Origin of the sequence: Staphylococcus sp. FSL H8-0121, assembly GCF_038008425.1 — a bacterium.
Classification (GTDB): Bacteria; Bacillota; Bacilli; order Staphylococcales; family Staphylococcaceae; genus Staphylococcus; species Staphylococcus pasteuri.
The window spans coordinates 579666-600364 of record NZ_JBBOZB010000001.1 but is presented as its reverse complement, the minus strand read 5'-3'; the positions used below and the strand labels follow the sequence as shown (position 1 = coordinate 600364).

The following is a 20699-nucleotide window of genomic DNA, read 5'->3' as shown; positions in this document are numbered from 1 at the left end:
CATTAAACATCAAATTATGATATATTTATTTTCGGCTATGAAGCCAATACGCACATAATAAATGTAAATATAGAGGGTGCAATATTTAATTATTGTCTTTATATGAGTTTGTTATGGAGGTAATTAACCAATAGGAGGAATTTATAATGGCAGTTATATCAATGAAACAATTGTTAGAAGCTGGTGTTCACTTCGGCCACCAAACACGTCGTTGGAACCCAAAAATGAAAAAATATATCTTCACTGAAAGAAATGGTATTTATATCATTGACTTACAAAAAACAGTGAAAAAAGTTGAAGAAGCATACAACTTTATTAAACAAGTATCTGAAGATGGCGGTAAAGTCTTATTCGTAGGTACTAAAAAACAAGCACAAGAATCAGTTAAAGCTGAAGCAGAACGTGCTGGACAATTCTACGTTAACCAAAGATGGTTAGGTGGAATCTTAACTAACTACAAAACAATCTCAAAACGAATCAAACGTATTTCTGAAATTGAAAAAATGGAAGAAGACGGATTATTCGAAGTATTACCTAAAAAAGAAGTTGTTGAACTTAAAAAAGAATACGACCGTTTAATTAAATTCTTAGGCGGTATTCGTGATATGAAAACTATGCCTCAAGCATTATTCGTAGTTGATCCTCGTAAAGAGCGCAACGCAATTGCTGAAGCACGTAAATTAAATATTCCAATCGTGGGTATTGTTGACACTAACTGTGACCCAGATGAAATTGATTATGTAATCCCAGCAAACGACGATGCTATCCGTGCCGTTAAATTATTAACTGGTAAAATGGCAGACGCTGTTTTAGAAGGTCAACAAGGTGTATCAAACGAAGAAGTAGCTGCAGAACAAAACATCAATTTAGATGATAAAGAAGAATCTGACAAAGCAGAAACAACTGAAGAAAACACTTCTGTTGAATCAAACTAAGTTATAGTTTAAATGGGTGATAAGATACTAATGCTTATCACCTTTTTTTAAAAAATAAAAATAAAGTATAGAGTATTGGAAATTTTACTAACAATAATGGTAGAATTTAGATATATCTATAATAGAATTATATATACTGGAGGAATAATTAATGGCAATTTCAGCTAAACTTGTAAAAGAATTACGTGAAAAAACTGGCGCTGGTATGATGGACTGTAAAAAAGCGCTAACTGAAACTGATGGTGATATGGATAAAGCGATCGACTACTTACGTGAAAAAGGTATTGCTAAAGCAGCTAAAAAAGCTGATCGTATCGCTGCAGAAGGTCTTGTACATGTTGAAATCAATGGTAACGAAGCAGCTATCGTTGAAATCAACTCAGAAACAGACTTCGTTGCTCGTAACGAAGGTTTCCAAAATTTAGTTAAAGAAATTGCTAACCAAGTTCTTGCTACAAAAGCAGAATCAGTTGATGCATTAATGGAAACTAAATTTGAAGACGGTAAAACTGTTGACGAAAAAATGAAAGAAGCTATTTCTACAATTGGAGAAAAATTAAGTATCCGTCGTTTCTCAGTTAGAACTAAAACTGATAACAATGCTTTTGGTGCTTATTTACACATGGGTGGACGTATCGGTGTATTAACAGTTGTTGAAGGTACTACTGACGAAGAAGCAGCTAAAGATGTTGCTATGCATATCGCTGCAATCAACCCTAAATACGTTTCATCTGATCAAGTAAGCGAAGATGAAATTAGCCATGAAAAAGAAGTACTTAAACAACAAGCATTAAACGAAGGTAAACCAGAAAACATCGTTGAAAAAATGGTTGAAGGTCGTTTACGTAAATATTTACAAGAAATTTGTGCTGTTGACCAAAACTTCGTTAAAAACCCAGACGAAACAGTTGAAGCTTTCTTAAAATCTAAAGGTGGTAAACTTGTTGACTTCGTACGTTATGAAGTAGGCGAAGGTATGGAAAAACGTGAAGAAAACTTCGCAGATGAAGTTAAAGGACAAATGAAATAATTAGTCATATTGTTAACAAGAAAGAAGACACCTGAAAGGTTTTCTCAAAGTGAAGTAGATACTTTGCTTTAGAGAAGACATCCGTGTCTTCTTTACTTATATACTTTTACATATTTCTACTATAGAGAGGATAAGAAAATGGCTCAAACTTCAAAATATAAACGTGTAGTCTTAAAACTTAGTGGTGAAGCACTTGCAGGTGACAAAGGTTTTGGTATAAATCCAATGATCATTAAAAGTGTAGCTAAACAAGTTGCTGAAGTAGCAAAAATGGATTGTGAAATTGCTGTCATCGTTGGTGGCGGTAATATTTGGAGAGGTAAAACAGGAAGCGATTTAGGTATGGATCGCGGTACTGCTGACTATATGGGCATGTTAGCTACAGTTATGAACGCTTTAGCTTTACAAGATAGCCTTGAACAATTAGATTGCGATACTCGAGTATTAACTTCAATCGAAATGAAACAAGTTGCAGAACCATATATTCGTCGTCGTGCTATTCGTCACTTAGAGAAGAAACGTGTTGTTATCTTTGCGGCTGGAATTGGAAATCCTTATTTCTCTACGGATACTACAGCAGCTTTACGTGCAGCTGAAGTCGAAGCTGATGTCATTTTAATGGGTAAAAATAATGTTGATGGCGTATATTCAGCTGACCCTAAAGTAGATAAAAATGCAGTTAAATATGAACATTTAACACATATTCAAATGTTACAAGAAGGATTACAAGTTATGGACTCAACAGCATCATCATTCTGTATGGATAATAATATTCCATTAAATGTGTTCTCAATTATGGAAGAAGGCAACATTAAACGTGCTGTTATGGGCGATAAAATTGGTACATTAATTACAAAATAATACGAGGTGTAAAAAATGAGTGACATTATTAAAGATACTAAATCAAGAATGCAAAAATCAATCGATAGTTTATCTAAAGAATTAGCTAATATTAGTGCAGGAAGAGCCAATTCTAATTTATTAAATGGTGTAAATGTAGATTACTATGGTGCACCAACGCCAGTGCAACAATTAGCAAGTATTAATGTTCCTGAAGCAAGATTACTTGTTATTTCACCATATGATAAATCATCTGTTGCTGATATCGAAAAAGCTATAAACGCTGCTAACCTTGGTGTTAATCCAACTAGTGACGGTGAAGTAATTCGTATTTCTGTACCTGCTTTAACTGAAGAACGTCGTAAAGAATTAGTTAAAGAAGTTAAAAAAATCGGTGAAGACGCAAAAGTTTCTATAAGAAACATCCGTCGTGACGTAAACGACCAAATCAAAAAAGATGAAAAAAATGGTGACATTACTGAAGACGATTTAAGAAGTCAAACAGACGATGTTCAAAAAGCTACTGATAATTCAATTAAAGAAATTGATCAATTAGTAGATGAAAAAGAAAAAGACATTATGTCAGTGTAATTAAACTTTAATGCGATAGTTTCATCTTGCCAGATACAATACATCTGGAGATGAAATTGAAAGACAAAATGATGCTATTTTCATTCTAGTCTAAACTGTACCAAGTAAGACTTTGGTACAGTTTTTTTATTTGCTTATTCAATGCTATAAATGAGTATGATAAAATGGTAGATGATTGTTTAAACAACCTATACTATATTACAGAGATGATCAGGCTCGGAGGAAAGACCATGTTTAAAAAGCTTAGAAATAATAACAAGAGTGAAAATAATCAATTTAATGATTTAGATTTACATAATATACCTGAACATGTTGCTATTATTATGGATGGAAATGGGCGTTGGGCTAAAAAACGCAGAATGCCTCGCATAAAAGGACATTATGAAGGTATGCAAACAATCAAGAAAGTCACAAGAGAAGCTAGTGATATCGGTATCAAATATCTTACCTTATACGCTTTCTCCACTGAAAATTGGTCTAGACCTGAAAGTGAAGTAAACTATATTATGAATTTACCAGTTAATTTTCTAAAAACATTTTTACCTGAATTAATTGAAAAGAATGTTAAAGTAGAAACAATTGGTTTTCAAACAGGGTTACCGAAATCAACAATCGAAGCTATTGATCATGCCAAAGAAAAGACAAAAAATAACACAGGATTGAAATTAATTTTTGCAATTAATTACGGTGGTCGTGCTGAAATTGTCCAAAGTATGAAGATGATATTTGATGAGTTTCAAGAAAAAGGACTTAATAGTAATGATATTAATGAAACGATGATAGATCAGCATTTAATGACCCAAAATTATCCTGATCCAGAATTATTAATTCGAACTTCTGGCGAACAAAGAATAAGTAACTTTTTAATTTGGCAAGTTTCATACAGTGAATTCATTTTTAATGAAAAATTATGGCCAGACTTTGATGGTGAAGAATTGAAAAATTGTTTAAAAATTTACCAATCTCGCCAAAGACGTTTTGGAGGATTGAGTGAGGAGTAAAGTAGTATGAAAGTAAGAACATTGACAGCAATTATTGCTCTATTAATATTCTTGCCCATCCTATTAAAGGGTGGATTAGTACTAATGCTTTTTGCTAATTTATTAGCATTAATTGCATTAAAAGAACTTTTAAATATGAATATGATTAAATTTGTATCAATTCCAGGGATTATTAGTGCTATTGGATTAATTATCATTATGTTGCCACAAGATGCTGGAAATTGGGTACAAGTCATTCAATTGAAAAGTTTAATTGCTATGAGTTTTATAGTGTTAAGTTATACTGTTTTATCTAAAAATAGATTTAGTTTTATGGATGCGGCATTTTGTTTAATGAGTGTTGCATACGTAGGAATAGGCTTTATGTATTTTTATGAAACACGTTCTGAAGGTTTACATTATATATTATTTGCATTCTTGATTGTTTGGTTAACTGACACTGGTGCTTATTTGTTTGGACGTTTAATGGGAAAACACAAATTATGGCCGGTTATTAGTCCTAATAAAACAATTGAAGGATTTATAGGTGGTATTTTCTGTAGTTTATTAGTACCTCTACTCATGCAATTTTTTGTAGACTTCAACTTAAATGTATGGTTACTATTGCTTGTAACTATTATTTTAAGCATGTTTGGTCAATTAGGTGATTTAGTAGAATCAGGATTTAAAAGACATTTTGGTGTTAAAGATTCAGGAAGAATTTTACCAGGACATGGTGGTATATTAGATAGATTTGATAGCTTTATGTTTGTATTACCATTATTAAACATTCTTTTAATTCAAATTTAATATCATCAATCATTTTCAAATAAATATAATGTTATAATGGGGGAGTTATTGAAATGTATTATCATTTCTTAACTCCTTTTCATAACTCATACATAACTTTTATGGAAAAATTAGAAATTTTGAAAAGCTTATCCAAATTTGTATGCTAAATTTGGTAATCGTAATATAATGTTTTTATTATTGTCTTATTATTAATGGAAGTTATAAATTGAAATATTACTTAAAAAATTGAGGTGTAGCGCGTGAGCTATTTAATTACAATATTAGCGTTCATCATAGTATTTGGTGTACTAGTCACTGTTCATGAATATGGACATATGTTCTTTGCTAAAAGAGCAGGCATTATGTGCCCGGAATTTGCTATTGGTATGGGCCCTAAAATATTTAGTTTTAGAAAAGATGAAACCTTATATACAATTCGAATTTTACCTGTAGGTGGGTACGTTCGTATGGCAGGAGATGGACTTGAAGAACCACCTGTTGAACCTGGTATGAACGTTAAAATTAAATTAAATGAACAAGATGAAATTACACATATCATCTTAGATGATCAACACAAATTTCAACAAATTGAAGCAATTGAAGTAAAACAATGTGATTTTAAAGATAATTTATTTATTGAAGGAATTACTTCATATGATGAAGAACGACATCACTTTAATATTGCTAAGAAAGCATATTTTGTTGAAAATGGTAGTTTAATTCAAATTGCCCCAAGAGATCGTCAATTCACACATAAAAAACCTTTACCTAAATTTTTAACATTATTTGCAGGACCATTATTCAATTTTATTTTAGCAATCGTCTTATTTATTGGGTTAGCTTATTATCAAGGTACACCTACAACAACAGTAGGAGATTTGGCAAAAGGTTTACCAGCTGAAAAAGCAGGCCTAAAAGCTGGAGATAAAATTGTACAAGTCGGCAATCATAAGGTTAAAGACTACAATGATATTAAAAAGGTTTTAGATAAAAATAAATCTGCTAAAACAACTATTAAAGTTGATCGAGATGGCAAGACTAAATCAATTGATTTAGAACCTAAGAAAAGAGAAATCAAACAAACTAAAAATAAATCTGAAACCGTTTATCAAATTGGTTTTATACCAGAGAAAGAACACACCGTATTTAAACCTTTAGTTATGGGTGTTGAACAATTCTTCAAAGCAGGCACTTTAATATTTACAGCTGTTGTCGGAATGATAGCTAGTATTTTCACAGGCGGATTTTCATTTGATATGTTAAATGGTCCTGTTGGTATATACCATAATGTGGATTCAGTGGTGAAATCAGGTATCATTAATTTAATTACTTATACAGCACTATTAAGTGTTAACCTAGGGATTATGAATTTATTACCAATACCTGCATTAGATGGCGGACGTATTTTATTTGTTTTCTACGAAGCAATATTTAGAAAACCTATAAACAAAAAAGCAGAAACGACTATTATTGCAGTCGGTGCTATTTTCGTAATTATTATTATGATCTTAGTTACTTGGAATGACATACAACGATATTTCTTATAAATAGGGAGGCAAAGTTACTATGAAACAATCTAAAGTTTTTATACCAACAATGAGAGAAGTACCTGCAGAAGCAGAAGCTTTAAGTCATAGATTACTATTAAAAGCAGGTTTAATTAAACAAAGTACGAGTGGAATTTATAGTTATCTACCACTAGCAACTCGTGTACTTAATAACATTTCTAAGATTATTCGTGAAGAAATGGAAAGCGTTGATGCAGTAGAAATTTTAATGCCAGCGCTACAACAAGCTGAATTATGGGAAGAATCAGGTCGTTGGGGTGCCTATGGTCCTGAATTAATGCGTTTAAAAGACCGTAATGGACGCGAATTTGCATTAGGACCTACACATGAAGAAGTCGTAACATCACTTGTAAGAGATGAATTAAAATCATATAAGCGATTACCGATAACATTATTCCAAATTCAATCTAAATTCAGAGACGAAAAACGTCCTCGTTTTGGCTTACTACGTGGAAGAGAATTTATTATGAAAGATGCATATTCTTTCCATGCCGATGAAGCTTCATTAGATGAAACATATCAAGACATGTATAACGCATATGATCGCATCTTTAAACGTGTAGGTATCAATGCGCGTCCAGTTGTAGCAGATTCTGGTGCTATTGGTGGTAGTCATACTCACGAATTTATGGCATTAAGTGAAATTGGTGAAGATACTATTGTTTATAGTAACGAGACAGACTATGCTGCGAATATTGAGAAAGCTGAAGTCGTATATCATGCCAATCCTAAAGAATCAAGCGGTAAAGCTATGGAAAAAATAGCTACACCAGGTGTTAAAACATCTCAAGAATTAGCAGACTTTTTAAACAGACCGTTAGATGAGATTGTTAAAACAATGATTTTCAAAGTAGATGGCGAATTTATAATGGTGTTGGTTAGAGGGCATCATGAATTAAATGACGTAAAATTAAAAGCTTATTTTGGTACTGATAATATTGAAATGGCTACGCAAGATGAAATTGTCAATTTATTGGGTGCTAGTCCTGGTTCATTAGGTCCAGTTCACGATAAAGATATAAAAATTTACGCAGATCATTTTGTGAAAGATTTATCTGATTTAGTTGTGGGTGCAAATGAAGATGGATATCACTTCGATAATGTACAATTAGACCGTGATTTTAAAGTAGATGAATTTGGAGACTTTAGATTCATTCTCGAAGGAGAAACATTAGCTGATGGTTCTGCTGCACAATTTGCTGAAGGAATTGAAGTAGGACAAGTATTCAAACTCGGTACTAAATATTCTGAAGCAATGAACGCAACGTTCTTAGATAATCAAGGAAAAGCTCAGCCACTTATTATGGGATGTTACGGAATTGGTGTATCAAGAACGTTAAGTGCAATCGTTGAACAACATAATGATGATAATGGAATTATTTGGCCTAAATCAGTAACACCATTTGATTTACATTTAATCACTATTAATCCTAAAAAAGATGACCAACGCGAACTTGGAGACCAATTGTATAATCAATTAATGAAGCAATATGATGTATTATATGACGATAGACAAGAGCGTGCCGGCGTTAAATTTAATGATTCAGATTTAATTGGATTACCTATTCGAGTTGTTGTGGGTAAACTTGCTTCAGAAGGAATTGTTGAAGTAAAACAACGTTCAACAGGAGAAAGTGAAGAAATTCATATTGATCAATTAGAAGATTACATTAAAGATTTATATTTAACATTAAACTAAATTACGATTAATAAATATTGTATAAGAAATATTTACATTATTTAGTATTCGAGCATTGAGTAGGAGTGTGATAACGAATTCAAATTGAGTTCTTATCCACTCCTTTATTTTCTTTTAAAATTTCAAAATGTAATCAATGAAATATAAGTCATTTAAGCGTATAATATAATATAAATTTGCTTTGAACTTCATAGCATAAATCAGTATAATTTGTAGCGTTGTTATCATATTAATCATGGAAATTTTCGAGAGAATTATATATTTAAGGTGGTTTTCGTATTGGCAATGACAAATCAGGAAAAATTTAAAGTACTTGCTGATCAAATTAAAATTTCTAATCAGCTAGATTCAGAAATCATAGAGCAAGGCGAGTTAACAAGAATTGATGTCTCAAGTAAAAACAGAACATGGGAATTTCATATTACATTGCCGCATTTTTTATCACATGAAGACTACCTACTCTTTAATCATGCAATAGTAGAAGAGTTTAAAGAAATAGCTACTGTAAAATGCTATTTCACAGTAAAAAATACTGATAATCAAGATGAACATGCTATCAAATATTTTGGGCATTGTATTGACCAAACAGCATTGTCACCTAAAGTTAAAGGTCAGTTAAAACAAAAACGTTTGATTATGTCAGGTAACATTTTAAAAGTAATGGTATCTAATGATATCGAGCGTAATCACTTTGATAAAGCATGTAATGGTAGTTTAATAGCAGCATTTAAAAATTGCGGATTTGATATTGATAAAATTGTGTTTGAAACAGATAATACCAATCATGATGATGACTTAGCGTCACTAGAAGCACATATTCAAGAAGAAGATGAACAAAGTGCACGAGAAGCTACTGAAAAATTAGAAAAAATGAAAGCAGAAAAAGCTAAACAACAAGATAATAATGAAAGTGATGTAGATAAGTGTCAAATTGGTAAACCAATTCAAGTTGAAAATATACGTTCTATAGAGTCTATTATCGAAGAAGAATTTAAAGTGGCTGTAGAAGGTGTTATCTTTGATATCAACTTAAAAGAGTTAAAAAGTGGACGCCACATTGTAGAATTAAAAGTAACAGATTATACCGATTCATTAGTGTTAAAAATGTTTACACGTAAAAATAAAAATGATTTAGATCATTTTAAAGCATTAAGTGTAGGTAAATGGGTACGTGCACAAGGTCGTATCGAAGAAGATACATTTGTCAGAGACCTAGTTATGATGATGTCTGACATAGAAGAAATTAAAAAATCTCCTAAAAAAGATAAAGCTGAAGAAAAAAGAGTTGAATTCCATTTACATACATCAATGAGTCAAATGGATGGTATTCCTAATATTAGCGGATATGTTGACCAAGCCGCTCAATGGGGACATAAAGCTATAGCTGTTACTGACCATAATGTTGTTCAAGCATTTCCAGATGCCCATGCAGCAGCTGAGAAAAATGGTATTAAGATGATATATGGTATGGAAGGTATGTTAGTAGACGATGGCGTTCCAATTGCATATAAACCTACTGATCGAGATTTAAAAGATGCTACCTATGTAGTATTCGACGTTGAGACTACAGGTTTATCAAACCAATACGATAAGATTATTGAATTAGCTGCCGTTAAAGTACACGATGGAGAAATCATTGATAAATTTGAGAGATTCAGTAACCCACATGAAAAACTATCCGAAACAATCATTAACTTGACACATATTACAGATGACATGTTAACAGATGCTCCAGAAATCGAAGAAGTGCTTACAGAATTTAAAGAATGGGTTGGCGACGCAATATTTGTAGCTCACAATGCTTCTTTCGATATGGGATTCATTGACACGGGTTATGAACGATTAGGCTTTGGACCATCAACTAACGGAGTTATTGATACGTTAGAATTATCACGTACAATCAATACAGAATACGGAAAACACGGTTTGAATTTCCTTGCCAAAAAATATGGCGTGGATTTAACACAACATCACAGAGCCATTTATGATACCGAAGCAACTGCTTATATTTTCATTAAAATGGTACAACAAATGAAAGAATTAGGTGTAACTAACCATATTGATATAAATAAAAAGTTAACCAATGAAGATGCTTATAAAAGGGCAAGACCTTCACACGTCACTTTAATCGTACAAAACCAACAAGGATTGAAAAATCTATTTAAAATAGTAAGTGAATCGCTAGTTACTTATTATTACAGAACACCTAGAATCCCTAGATCGTTATTAAATGAATATAGAGAAGGTATACTTGTTGGAACTGCATGCGATGAAGGTGAGTTATTCACTGCAGTAATGCAACGTGATCAATCTGAAGTTGAAAAAATAGCTAAATATTATGACTTTATAGAAGTACAACCTCCTGCATTGTATCAAGATTTAATCGATCGAGAACTTATCAGAGATACTGAAACATTACATGAAATCTATAATCGATTAATAGAAGCGGGTAAAAGTGCGAATATCCCAGTTATTGCGACAGGTAATGCACATTATTTATATGAACATGATGCTATTGCACGTAAAATACTTATTGCTTCACAACCAGGTAATCCGTTAAATCGTTCGACATTACCAGAAGCACATTTTAGAACAACTGATGAAATGTTAGATGAGTTACACTTTTTAGGCGAAGAAAAAGCATATGAACTCGTAGTAACTAATACTAATGCTTTAGCTGACCGAATTGAACGTGTTGTTCCGATTAAAGACAAACTATATACACCGAGAATGGATGGAGCTAACGAGGAAATTCGAGAATTAAGTTATAGCAATGCTAAAAAATTATACGGCGAAGACCTACCTCAAATAGTTATTGATCGTTTAGAGAAAGAATTAGATAGTATTATAGGTAATGGATTCTCAGTTATTTATCTAATTTCACAACGTTTAGTTAAAAAATCATTAAATGATGGTTATTTAGTTGGTTCACGTGGATCAGTTGGATCAAGTTTTGTGGCAACGATGACAGAGATTACTGAGGTTAATCCATTGCCACCTCATTACATTTGTACGCATTGTAAAACGAGTGAGTTCTTTGATGACGGTTCTGTTGGTTCAGGCTTTGATTTACCTGATAAGAAATGTTCACAATGTGGTAATGATTTAATTAAAGAAGGACAAGATATCCCGTTCGAAACATTCTTAGGATTTAAAGGGGACAAAGTACCAGATATTGACTTGAACTTTAGTGGTGAATACCAACCCAATGCACATAACTATACAAAAGTATTGTTTGGTGAAGATAAAGTTTTCCGTGCAGGTACTATCGGTACAGTTGCTGAAAAAACAGCATTCGGTTTCGTTAAAGGTTATTTAAATGATCAAGGTATTCACAAACGTGGCGCAGAAGTTGACCGTTTAGTTAAAGGTTGTACAGGCGTTAAGAGAACTACAGGTCAACACCCTGGTGGTATTATCGTTGTTCCAGATTATATGGATATTTATGATTTTACACCAATACAATATCCAGCCGATGATCAGAGTTCAGCTTGGATGACAACACACTTCGATTTCCATTCAATTCATGATAATGTATTGAAACTCGATATACTTGGACACGATGATCCTACAATGATACGTATGTTACAAGATTTATCTGGCATTGATCCTCATACGATACCTGTTGATGATAAAGAGACGATGAAAATCTTTAGTAGTCCTGAAAGTTTAGGCGTTACTGAAGAAGAAATTTTATGTAAAACAGGTACGTTTGGCGTCCCTGAATTCGGTACTGGATTCGTAAGACAAATGCTCGAAGATACTAAGCCAACTACTTTCTCTGAGTTAGTTCAAATTTCAGGATTATCTCATGGTACAGACGTTTGGTTAGGTAATGCACAAGAATTAATCCGTGCAGGCATTTGTGATCTATCATCAGTAATTGGTTGTCGTGATGATATTATGGTGTATCTAATGTATGCAGGTTTAGAGCCTTCTATGGCCTTCAAAACGATGGAGTTTGTGCGTAAAGGTCGTGGTTTGACTGATGAAATGGTTGAAGCTATGAAAGAAAATGATGTCCCTGATTGGTATTTAGATTCATGTCGTAAGATTAAATACATGTTCCCTAAAGCCCATGCAGCTGCCTATGTATTAATGGCAGTTCGTATTGCGTATTTCAAAGTGCATCATCCACTATATTATTATGCGTCATACTTTACTGTTAGAGCATCTGATTTTGATTTAATTACAATGATTAAAGATAAAGAAAGTATTAAAAATACAGTTAAAGATATGTACTCAAGATATATGGATTTAGGCAAAAAAGAAAAAGACGTGTTAACTGTTCTTGAAATTATGAATGAAATGGCACATCGTGGTTACCGCATGCAGCCTATCAGCCTTGAAAAAAGCCAAGCATTCGATTTCATAATTGAAGATGACAGTTTAATTCCACCGTTTATTGCTGTTCCAGGACTAGGGGAAAACGTTGCTAAGAGAATTGTTGAAGCGCGAGAAGAAGGACCATTTTTATCAAAAGAAGACTTAAATAAAAAAGCAGGTCTATCACAAAAGGTAATTGAATACTTAGATGATTTAGGTTCATTACCAGGCTTACCTGATAAAGCACAATTATCAATTTTCGATATGTAAATTAAAAATAAGAGTTAATTTTAGTAATCAATTTATAGAATAACTATTTCATTTTAATGAACAACCATAGTGATTATGCTGTGATTTGTTTACAAGTGAAACTTATGATATACTTATGTTGCTTAAAAAATTAGTAACTCAGGCAAAAGAGTGGGCATATACCCGCTCTTTTCTATTTGCCTAAAAGGGAGGCCTGTATGAGTAAAATAGCTGAACAAGTAGAACCTATTATTCAACCCGTATTAGATGACCTTAACTTTGAACTAGTTGAAATTGAGTATGTTAAAGAAGGTAAAGATCATTTTTTAAGAATTTCTATAGATAAAGATGGTGGCGTTGATTTAAATGATTGTACGTTAGCATCTGAAAAAATCAGCGAAGCAATGGATGAAAACGATCCTATACCTGAAATGTATTACCTTGATGTTGCTTCTCCAGGTGCTGAAAGACCTATTAAAAATGAAAAAGCACTTAAAGATGCAATTACACATCCTATCTTTGTATCACTTTATGCACCTATTGAAAAAGAAAAAGAATGGTTAGGTATTTTAAAAGATGTTAAAGAGGATATTATACTAATAGAAGTTAAAGAAAAATCTAAAACTAAAACGATAGAAATACCACGCAATAAAATTGCAAAAGCACGTCACGCAGTAATGCTTTAACGTGGTGAGGAGGAAAAATCGTGTCAAGTAATGAATTATTATTAGCTACTGAATATTTAGAAAAGGAAAAGAAAATTCCTAGAGAAGTTTTAATTGATGCAATTGAAGCAGCTTTAATTACAGCATATAAGAAAAACTATGATAGTGCTAGAAACGTGAGAGTAGAGTTAAACATGGATGAAGGTACTTTCAAAGTTATAGCAAGAAAAGAAGTTGTTGAAGAAGTATTCGATGACAGAGAAGAAGTGGATATTAGTACAGCATTAGTTAAAAATCCAGCATATGAAATTGGTGACATTTACGAAGAAGACGTAACACCTCAAGATTTCGGACGCGTAGGTGCTCAAGCTGCAAAACAGGCTGTTATGCAACGCTTAAGAGATGCTGAAAGAGAAATTCTTTATGATGAATTTATCGACAAAGAAGAAGACATTTTAACAGGTGTTATTGATCGTGTTGATCATAGATATGTATACGTAAATTTAGGCCGTATTGAAGCAGTATTATCTGAGGCTGAAAGAAGTCCTAATGAAAGTTACATTCCAAATGAACGAATCAAAGTATTTGTTAATAAAGTTGAACAGACAACTAAAGGACCTCAAATTTATGTTTCAAGAAGCCATCCAGGTTTACTAAAACGTTTATTTGAACAAGAAGTACCTGAAATCTTTGACGGTACAGTTATTGTTAAATCTGTTGCACGTGAAGCTGGCGATCGCTCTAAAATCAGTGTTTATTCTGAAAATCCTGATATTGATGCAGTTGGTGCATGTGTAGGTTCTAAAGGTGCACGTGTAGAAGCGGTTGTTGAAGAACTAGGTGGAGAAAAAATTGATATCGTTCAATGGAATGAAGATCCTAAAGTATTTGTAAGAAATGCGTTAAGTCCATCACAAGTATTAGAAGTCATTGTTGATGAAGAAAATCAATCAACAGTTGTTGTCGTTCCAGATTATCAATTGTCATTAGCTATTGGTAAACGTGGTCAAAATGCACGTTTAGCTGCTAAACTGACTGGATGGAAAATTGATATCAAATCTGAAAGCGATGCACGTGAAGCGGGTATTTATCCTGTTATTGAAACTGAACCTATTGCGGACGAAGTAGTCAATACAGGTGACGAAGATGTTGAATTTGATGATGTGAATTTAGAAGAATCTAATTTAACAACTGCAGAATTAGCTGCTGAGACAGATGAAGAATTAGAAGAAACAGATGACGTTTCTGTTGAAGATAAAGATACAGAAAAATAGGTTGGAGTGATGATGTAACATGAAAAAGAAAAAAATTCCAATGCGTAAATGTATCATATCGAATGAAATGCATCCTAAAAAAGATATGATTAGAGTTGTGATCAATAAAGAAGGCGAAATTTTTGCTGACGCTACTGGTAAGAAACAAGGACGAGGTGCTTATGTTTCAAAAGATGTCCAATTAGTAGAAAACGCACAACAAAAAGAAGTTTTAGAAAAATATTTTAAAGCGTCAAAAGAACAATTAGAACCTGTTTATAAAGAGGTTATTCGTTTAATTTATAGAGAAGAGATTCCAAAATAATGAATGAGAAGATATTTAATTTTTTAGGGCTTGCAATGAGAGCTGGCAAAGTGAAAACGGGTGAATCAGTTATTGTCAATGATATGCAAAAAGGCAATATAAAATTAGTTATATTAGCTAATGATGCTTCTCCTAACACTATGAAATTAATACAAAATAAAACTTCGAGTTATAAAGTGCCATTAAGGGTATTTGGAACTAGAGAAGAGTTAGGGATAGCTATTGGTAAAGGTGAGAGGGTGAACGTAGGTTTAACTGATCAAGGTTTTGCCAAAAAATTGCTATCTATGATAGATGAATATCGTGAGGAGTGATTATATGAGTAAACAAAGAATTTACGAATATGCGAAAGAATTAAATCTAAAGAGTAAAGAGATTATAGATGAATTAAAGAGTATGAACGTTGAAGTGTCAAATCACATGCAAGCTTTAGAAGACGACCAAATTAAAGCTTTAGACAAAAAGTTCAAGCCAGAACAAAGCAAAGAAAACACTAAAAATACTCAAAATAATCACAAAAAATCTGAAAACAAACAACAAAACAATCAGAAACAAAATAATAATAAATCAAATAATCAAAGTGGTCAGAATAAAAACAACAAAGGTAAACAACAAAACAACCAAAATAATCAAAATAACAACAATAATAAGAAAAATAATAAGAATAACAAAAATAATAAAAACAATAAAAAGAACAACCAAAAACAAAACAACCAACAACAAGCAGAACCTAAAGAAATGCCATCAAAAATTACGTACCAAGAAGGTATTACAGTTGGCGAATTAGCTGATAAGTTAAATGTTGAATCTTCAGGTATTGTTAAAAAATTATTCTTATTAGGTATTGTTGCAAATATTAATCAATCATTAGATCAAGAGACATTAGAGTTAATTGCAGATGACTATGGTGTTGAAATCGAAGAAGAAGTTGTTATTGAAGAAGAAGACTTATCAATTTATTTCGATGATGAATCACAAGATCCAGATGCAATTGAGCGTCCAGCAGTAGTAACAATCATGGGACACGTTGACCACGGTAAAACAACATTACTAGACTCAATTCGTCACACTAAAGTAACAGCAGGTGAAGCTGGCGGTATCACTCAACATATTGGTGCTTATCAAATTGAAAATGAAGGTAAAAAAATCACTTTCCTTGATACACCAGGACACGCAGCTTTCACTACTATGCGTGCACGTGGTGCTCAAGTGACAGATATTACAATTTTAGTAGTAGCTGCTGATGATGGTGTTATGCCTCAAACTATTGAAGCAATTAACCATGCGAAAGAAGCCAATGTTCCAACAATTGTAGCAGTTAATAAAATTGACAAACCAACATCAAATCCAGACCGTGTTATGCAAGAATTAACAGAATATGGTTTAATTCCTGAAGACTGGGGTGGCGATACTATCTTTGTACCACTTTCAGCTTTAAGCGGTGATGGTATCGATAATTTATTAGAAATGATTGGTTTAGTAGCAGAAGTACAAGAATTAAAAGCTAACCCAGAAAAACAAGCTGTAGGTACAGTAATTGAAGCAGAATTAGATAAATCACGTGGTCCAGCTGCATCACTATTAGTACAAAACGGTACATTACACCAAGGTGATTCTATCGTAGTTGGTAATACGTATGGACGTATTCGTGCTATGGTAAATGATTTAGGACAACGTATTAAAACTGCTGGTCCATCAACTCCAGTTGAAATTACTGGTATTAACGATGTACCTCAAGCAGGCGATCGCTTTGTAGTATTTAAAGACGAAAAACAAGCTCGTCGTATTGGTGAAGCACGTCATGAAGAAAGTGTTATCCAACAACGTCAAGAAAGTAAAAATGTTACTTTAGATAACTTGTTTGAACAAATGAAACAAGGTGAAATGAAAGACTTAAACGTGATTATTAAAGGTGACGTTCAAGGTTCTGTTGAAGCATTAGCTGCATCATTAATGAAAATTGATGTTGAAGGTGTAAACGTACGTATCATTCACACTGCTGTAGGTGCGATTAATGAATCAGATGTAACATTAGCCAATGCATCAAATGGTATTATCATCGGATTTAACGTTCGTCCTGATTCAGGAGCAAAACGTGCTGCTGAAGCTGATAATGTAGATATGCGTTTACATCGCGTTATCTATAACGTTATCGAAGAAATTGAATCAGCAATGAAAGGTCTACTTGATCCTGAATTTGAAGAACAAGTGATTGGACAAGCAGAAGTACGTCAAACATTTAAAGTATCTAAAGTTGGTACAATTGCAGGTAGTTATGTTACTGACGGTAAGATTACACGTAATGCAGGTGTACGTGTTATCCGTGATGGTATCGTACAATTTGAAGGTGAATTAGATACACTAAAACGTTTTAAAGACGATGCTAAAGAAGTTGCTCAAGGTTATGAATGTGGTATTACAATTGAAAAATACAATGACCTAAAAGAAGGCGACATTATTGAAGCATTCGAAATGGTTGAAATTAAAAGATAATTTATATTAATGATTTATTCGAGGTTGAGACTGGCGACACTTTTTGAAACAACGTTAAGTTTCTAAAAAGAAAATTGCCTTGATCTCACCTCTTATTTTAACTAAAGAAAAATTTAGAAAGGGTGACAAAGATGAGCAATATGAGAGCAGAACGTGTTGGCGAACAAATGAAAAAAGAAATCATGGATATCGTTAACAATAAAGTGAAAGACCCACGTGTTGGTTTTATCACAATTACTGATGTTGAATTAACAAATGATTTATCTCAAGGAAAAGTTTATTTAACAGTTTTAGGCGATAAAAAAGAAGTCGACAACACATTTAAAGCATTAGAAAAAGCTAAAGGCTTTATCAAATCTGAGCTTGGATCACGTATGAGATTACGTATCATTCCAGAATTATCATTTGAATATGATGAATCCATTGAATACGGAAATAAAATCGAACGAATGATTCAAGATTTACACAAACAAGATAAATAAATATAGTATGACAACACTTAGCCTGGGAAACTTTTTTCTCAGGCTAAATACATATAAAATGACTGAATAGATTTTAATTATCTATCAAACAATCATATTACTAATTAGTAGTGGTATAATAGCCAGGGATATTAATATTGATAATTAAAAAGGTGTGAAACCATGTATAACGGTATATTACCAGTATTTAAAGAAAGAGGCTTAACTAGCCATGATGTAGTATTTAAGTTAAGAAAAATACTTAATACTAAAAAAATAGGTCATACTGGAACATTAGATCCTGAAGTATCAGGCGTATTGCCTATTTGTGTAGGACCGGCTACTCGTGTAAGCGATTATGTTATGGAGATGGGGAAAGCATATGAAGCAACAGTAACCATTGGAAGAAGTACAACTACAGAAGACCAGACAGGAGAAACAGTTGAACATAAATCAATTACTGAAACTGATTTGACTGAACAACAAGTAGATCATGTTATTAAACAATTCGAAGGTACAATTGAACAGATTCCACCTATGTACTCATCCGTTAAAGTTAACGGCAAAAGATTATATGAATATGCACGTAATAATGAAACGGTTGAAAGACCAATAAGACAAGCCACTATAAAAATTATTAAACGTACATCACCATTACGTTTTGATGGGGAAGAATGTCACTTTGATATAGCAGTTAGTTGTGGTAAAGGAACATATATACGAACACTAGCTACTGATATAGGTGCTAAACTAGGGTATCCTGCTCATATGTCATTATTAACTCGTATTGAATCTGGAGGCTTTAATTTAGAACAAAGTTTGTCATTAGAAGATATTAAAAATTTGCATGAGCATGATTCGTTACAAGATAAATTGTTTCCTATAGAATATGGTTTGAAAGGTTTACCACAACAAATGGTTACAGATGATCAAATCAAACAACGCATCCTAAACGGACAAAAATTTTATAAAAAGCAGTTCGAAAACATTAATGATGATCAATTTGTATTTGTAGATAATGCATCACAAAAAGTGTTGGCTATATATATCATACATCCAGATAAACCAGGAGAATTAAAACCTAAAAAAGTATTTAATTAAAGGAGATTTATTATGAAAGTGATAGAAATTACCCATCCAATTCAAGAAAATCAAAGAATAAATGAAAACGTTGCGATGGCGTTTGGTTTCTTTGATGGTATGCATAAAGGGCACGATAAAGTTTTTCAAACTTTAGATGAACAAGCGCAATCACACGGATTGAAAAAAGCAGTTATGACCTTTGATCCGCATCCATCAGTTGTGTTAAATCCAGAACGTAAAAGAACAACTTATTTAACACCACTTTCTGATAAAATTGACATGATTGAAGCACATGGTGTTGATTACTGTATTGTCATCAATTTTTCATCTAGATTTGCTAATGTTACTTCTGAAGAATTTATAGAAGAATATATTATTAAAAATAATGTTAAAGAAGTTATTGCAGGATTTGATTTTACATTTGGAAAATTCGGTAAAGGTAACATGTCAGTGTTAAATGAGGTAGAAGACTTTAACACTACTATAGTTGGTAGACAAGAATTAGGCGAAGAAAAAATATCAACAACTGCTATTAGAGAAGCATTGCAAAATGGAGAACTACAAAAAGCCAATGAAGAATTGGGTTACTTATATAAAATCAAAGGTACTGTAGTTCAAGGTGAAAAACGAGGCCGTACTATTGGTTTTCCAACTGCAAATGTTCATCCTAGCGATGATTACTTATTACCAAAAAAAGGTGTATACGCTGTAAGTATGGAAATCGGAGCAGAACAAAAGCTGTTCCGTGGAGTTGCTAATGTAGGTGTTAAACCAACTTTCCATGACCCAGCTAAAGCCGAAGTAGTTATCGAAGTAAATATTTTCGATTTCGATGAAAATATTTACGGTGAACGTGTAGTTGTTTATTGGCATCATTTCTTAAGACCGGAAATAAAATTTGATGGTATAGATCCATTGGTTGAACAAATGAATGATGATAAAGCGCGTGCAAAATATTTATTATCAGTTGATTTCGGTGATGATGTATCATATAATATATAAAGTTGATTAAAACGAGTTGATTCGTTTTAACCACAACCTTTTTCTTAGTAGGTCGAGACTCCGACGCCTAACTCGGATAAAGGTGTATATACAATAAAGGAGGAAATTGATAATGGCAATTTCACAAGAACGTAAAAATGAATTAATTAAAGAATACCGTACTCACGAAGCAGACACTGGATCTCCAGAAGTTCAAATCGCTGTCTTAACTGCTGAAATCTCAGCTTTAAACGAGCATTTACGTGAGCACAAAAAAGACCACCATTCACGTCGTGGATTATTAAAAATGGTAGGTCGTCGTAGACATTTATTAAACTACTTACGTGGTAAAGATATTCAACGTTACCGTGAATTAATTAAATCATTAGGTATCCGTCGTTAATCTTAATAATAAATTAGGAAAGCAC

Annotated in this window: 18 protein-coding genes; all 18 read left to right on the top strand. The window is 32.7% G+C overall.

The annotated features are described in order from the left end of the window. The first annotated feature begins 146 nt into the window (after positions 1 to 146). Positions 147 to 935, top strand: coding sequence for a 30S ribosomal protein S2 (gene rpsB, locus LFT63_RS02890; protein WP_029055444.1), 789 nt, complete (start codon positions 147 to 149; stop codon positions 933 to 935). 151 nt (positions 936 to 1086) lie between these two features. Continuing rightward, positions 1087 to 1965 (top strand): translation elongation factor Ts, encoded by an 879-nt coding sequence (tsf, locus tag LFT63_RS02885; protein ID WP_340767866.1) that lies wholly within the window; start codon positions 1087 to 1089, stop codon positions 1963 to 1965. A 138-nt stretch (positions 1966 to 2103) separates the two neighbouring features. Continuing rightward, on the top strand, positions 2104 to 2826 hold the full coding sequence (gene pyrH / locus LFT63_RS02880; protein WP_017638377.1) for a UMP kinase: 723 nt from the start codon (positions 2104 to 2106) through the stop codon (positions 2824 to 2826). Between the two features lie 15 nt (positions 2827 to 2841). Continuing rightward, a complete protein-coding gene (gene frr, locus LFT63_RS02875) occupies positions 2842 to 3396 on the top strand; it encodes a ribosome recycling factor (protein ID WP_340767864.1) in 555 nt (184 codons plus the stop codon). 230 nt (positions 3397 to 3626) lie between these two features. Next, positions 3627 to 4397, top strand: a complete 771-nt coding sequence (locus LFT63_RS02870) for an isoprenyl transferase (RefSeq protein WP_029055443.1) — start codon at positions 3627 to 3629, stop codon at positions 4395 to 4397. Between the two features lie 6 nt (positions 4398 to 4403). Next, the gene (locus LFT63_RS02865; RefSeq protein WP_017638374.1) at positions 4404 to 5186 is read left to right on the top strand and encodes a phosphatidate cytidylyltransferase; all 783 of its coding nucleotides are present in this window, start codon (positions 4404 to 4406) and stop codon (positions 5184 to 5186) included. Between the two features lie 242 nt (positions 5187 to 5428). Further along, a complete protein-coding gene (gene rseP, locus LFT63_RS02860; RefSeq protein ID WP_017638373.1) occupies positions 5429 to 6715 on the top strand; it encodes an RIP metalloprotease RseP in 1287 nt (428 codons plus the stop codon). A gap of 19 nt (positions 6716 to 6734) precedes the next feature. Continuing rightward, positions 6735 to 8435, top strand: a complete 1701-nt coding sequence (locus LFT63_RS02855) for a proline--tRNA ligase (RefSeq protein ID WP_017638372.1) — start codon at positions 6735 to 6737, stop codon at positions 8433 to 8435. Positions 8436 to 8720: 285 nt separating this feature from the next. After that, positions 8721 to 13031: a PolC-type DNA polymerase III gene (locus LFT63_RS02850; protein WP_340768207.1), complete on the top strand. Its 4311-nt coding sequence runs from the start codon at positions 8721 to 8723 to the stop codon at positions 13029 to 13031. A gap of 197 nt (positions 13032 to 13228) precedes the next feature. Next, positions 13229 to 13696, top strand: coding sequence for a ribosome maturation factor RimP (rimP, locus tag LFT63_RS02845; protein ID WP_017638370.1), 468 nt, complete (start codon positions 13229 to 13231; stop codon positions 13694 to 13696). 20 nt (positions 13697 to 13716) lie between these two features. Next, positions 13717 to 14949, top strand: coding sequence for a transcription termination factor NusA (gene nusA / locus LFT63_RS02840; RefSeq protein ID WP_017638369.1), 1233 nt, complete (start codon positions 13717 to 13719; stop codon positions 14947 to 14949). Between the two features lie 19 nt (positions 14950 to 14968). After that, on the top strand, positions 14969 to 15253 hold the full coding sequence (gene rnpM, locus LFT63_RS02835) for an RNase P modulator RnpM (protein ID WP_017638368.1): 285 nt from the start codon (positions 14969 to 14971) through the stop codon (positions 15251 to 15253). Further along, positions 15253 to 15567, top strand: a complete 315-nt coding sequence (locus LFT63_RS02830; protein ID WP_017638367.1) for a L7Ae/L30e/S12e/Gadd45 family ribosomal protein — start codon at positions 15253 to 15255, stop codon at positions 15565 to 15567. The genes rnpM and LFT63_RS02830 overlap by 1 nt, the downstream gene beginning before the upstream one ends. Before the next feature lie 4 nt (positions 15568 to 15571). Then, positions 15572 to 17746: a translation initiation factor IF-2 gene (infB, locus tag LFT63_RS02825; protein ID WP_029055440.1), complete on the top strand. Its 2175-nt coding sequence runs from the start codon at positions 15572 to 15574 to the stop codon at positions 17744 to 17746. A gap of 131 nt (positions 17747 to 17877) precedes the next feature. Then, entirely contained in the window at positions 17878 to 18228 is a 351-nt protein-coding gene (rbfA, locus tag LFT63_RS02820) for a 30S ribosome-binding factor RbfA (RefSeq protein ID WP_017638365.1), read from the top strand. A 162-nt stretch (positions 18229 to 18390) separates the two neighbouring features. Then, a complete protein-coding gene (gene truB, locus LFT63_RS02815; protein ID WP_029055439.1) occupies positions 18391 to 19308 on the top strand; it encodes a tRNA pseudouridine(55) synthase TruB in 918 nt (305 codons plus the stop codon). Between the two features lie 12 nt (positions 19309 to 19320). Next, positions 19321 to 20292 carry a riboflavin biosynthesis protein RibF gene (ribF, locus tag LFT63_RS02810; protein ID WP_029055438.1) on the top strand — a complete coding sequence of 324 codons (972 nt, stop codon included), beginning with the start codon at positions 19321 to 19323 and terminating at the stop codon, positions 20290 to 20292. Between the two features lie 112 nt (positions 20293 to 20404). Continuing rightward, the gene (gene rpsO / locus LFT63_RS02805) at positions 20405 to 20674 is read left to right on the top strand and encodes a 30S ribosomal protein S15 (protein WP_017638362.1); all 270 of its coding nucleotides are present in this window, start codon (positions 20405 to 20407) and stop codon (positions 20672 to 20674) included. Positions 20675 to 20699 lie beyond the last annotated feature (25 nt).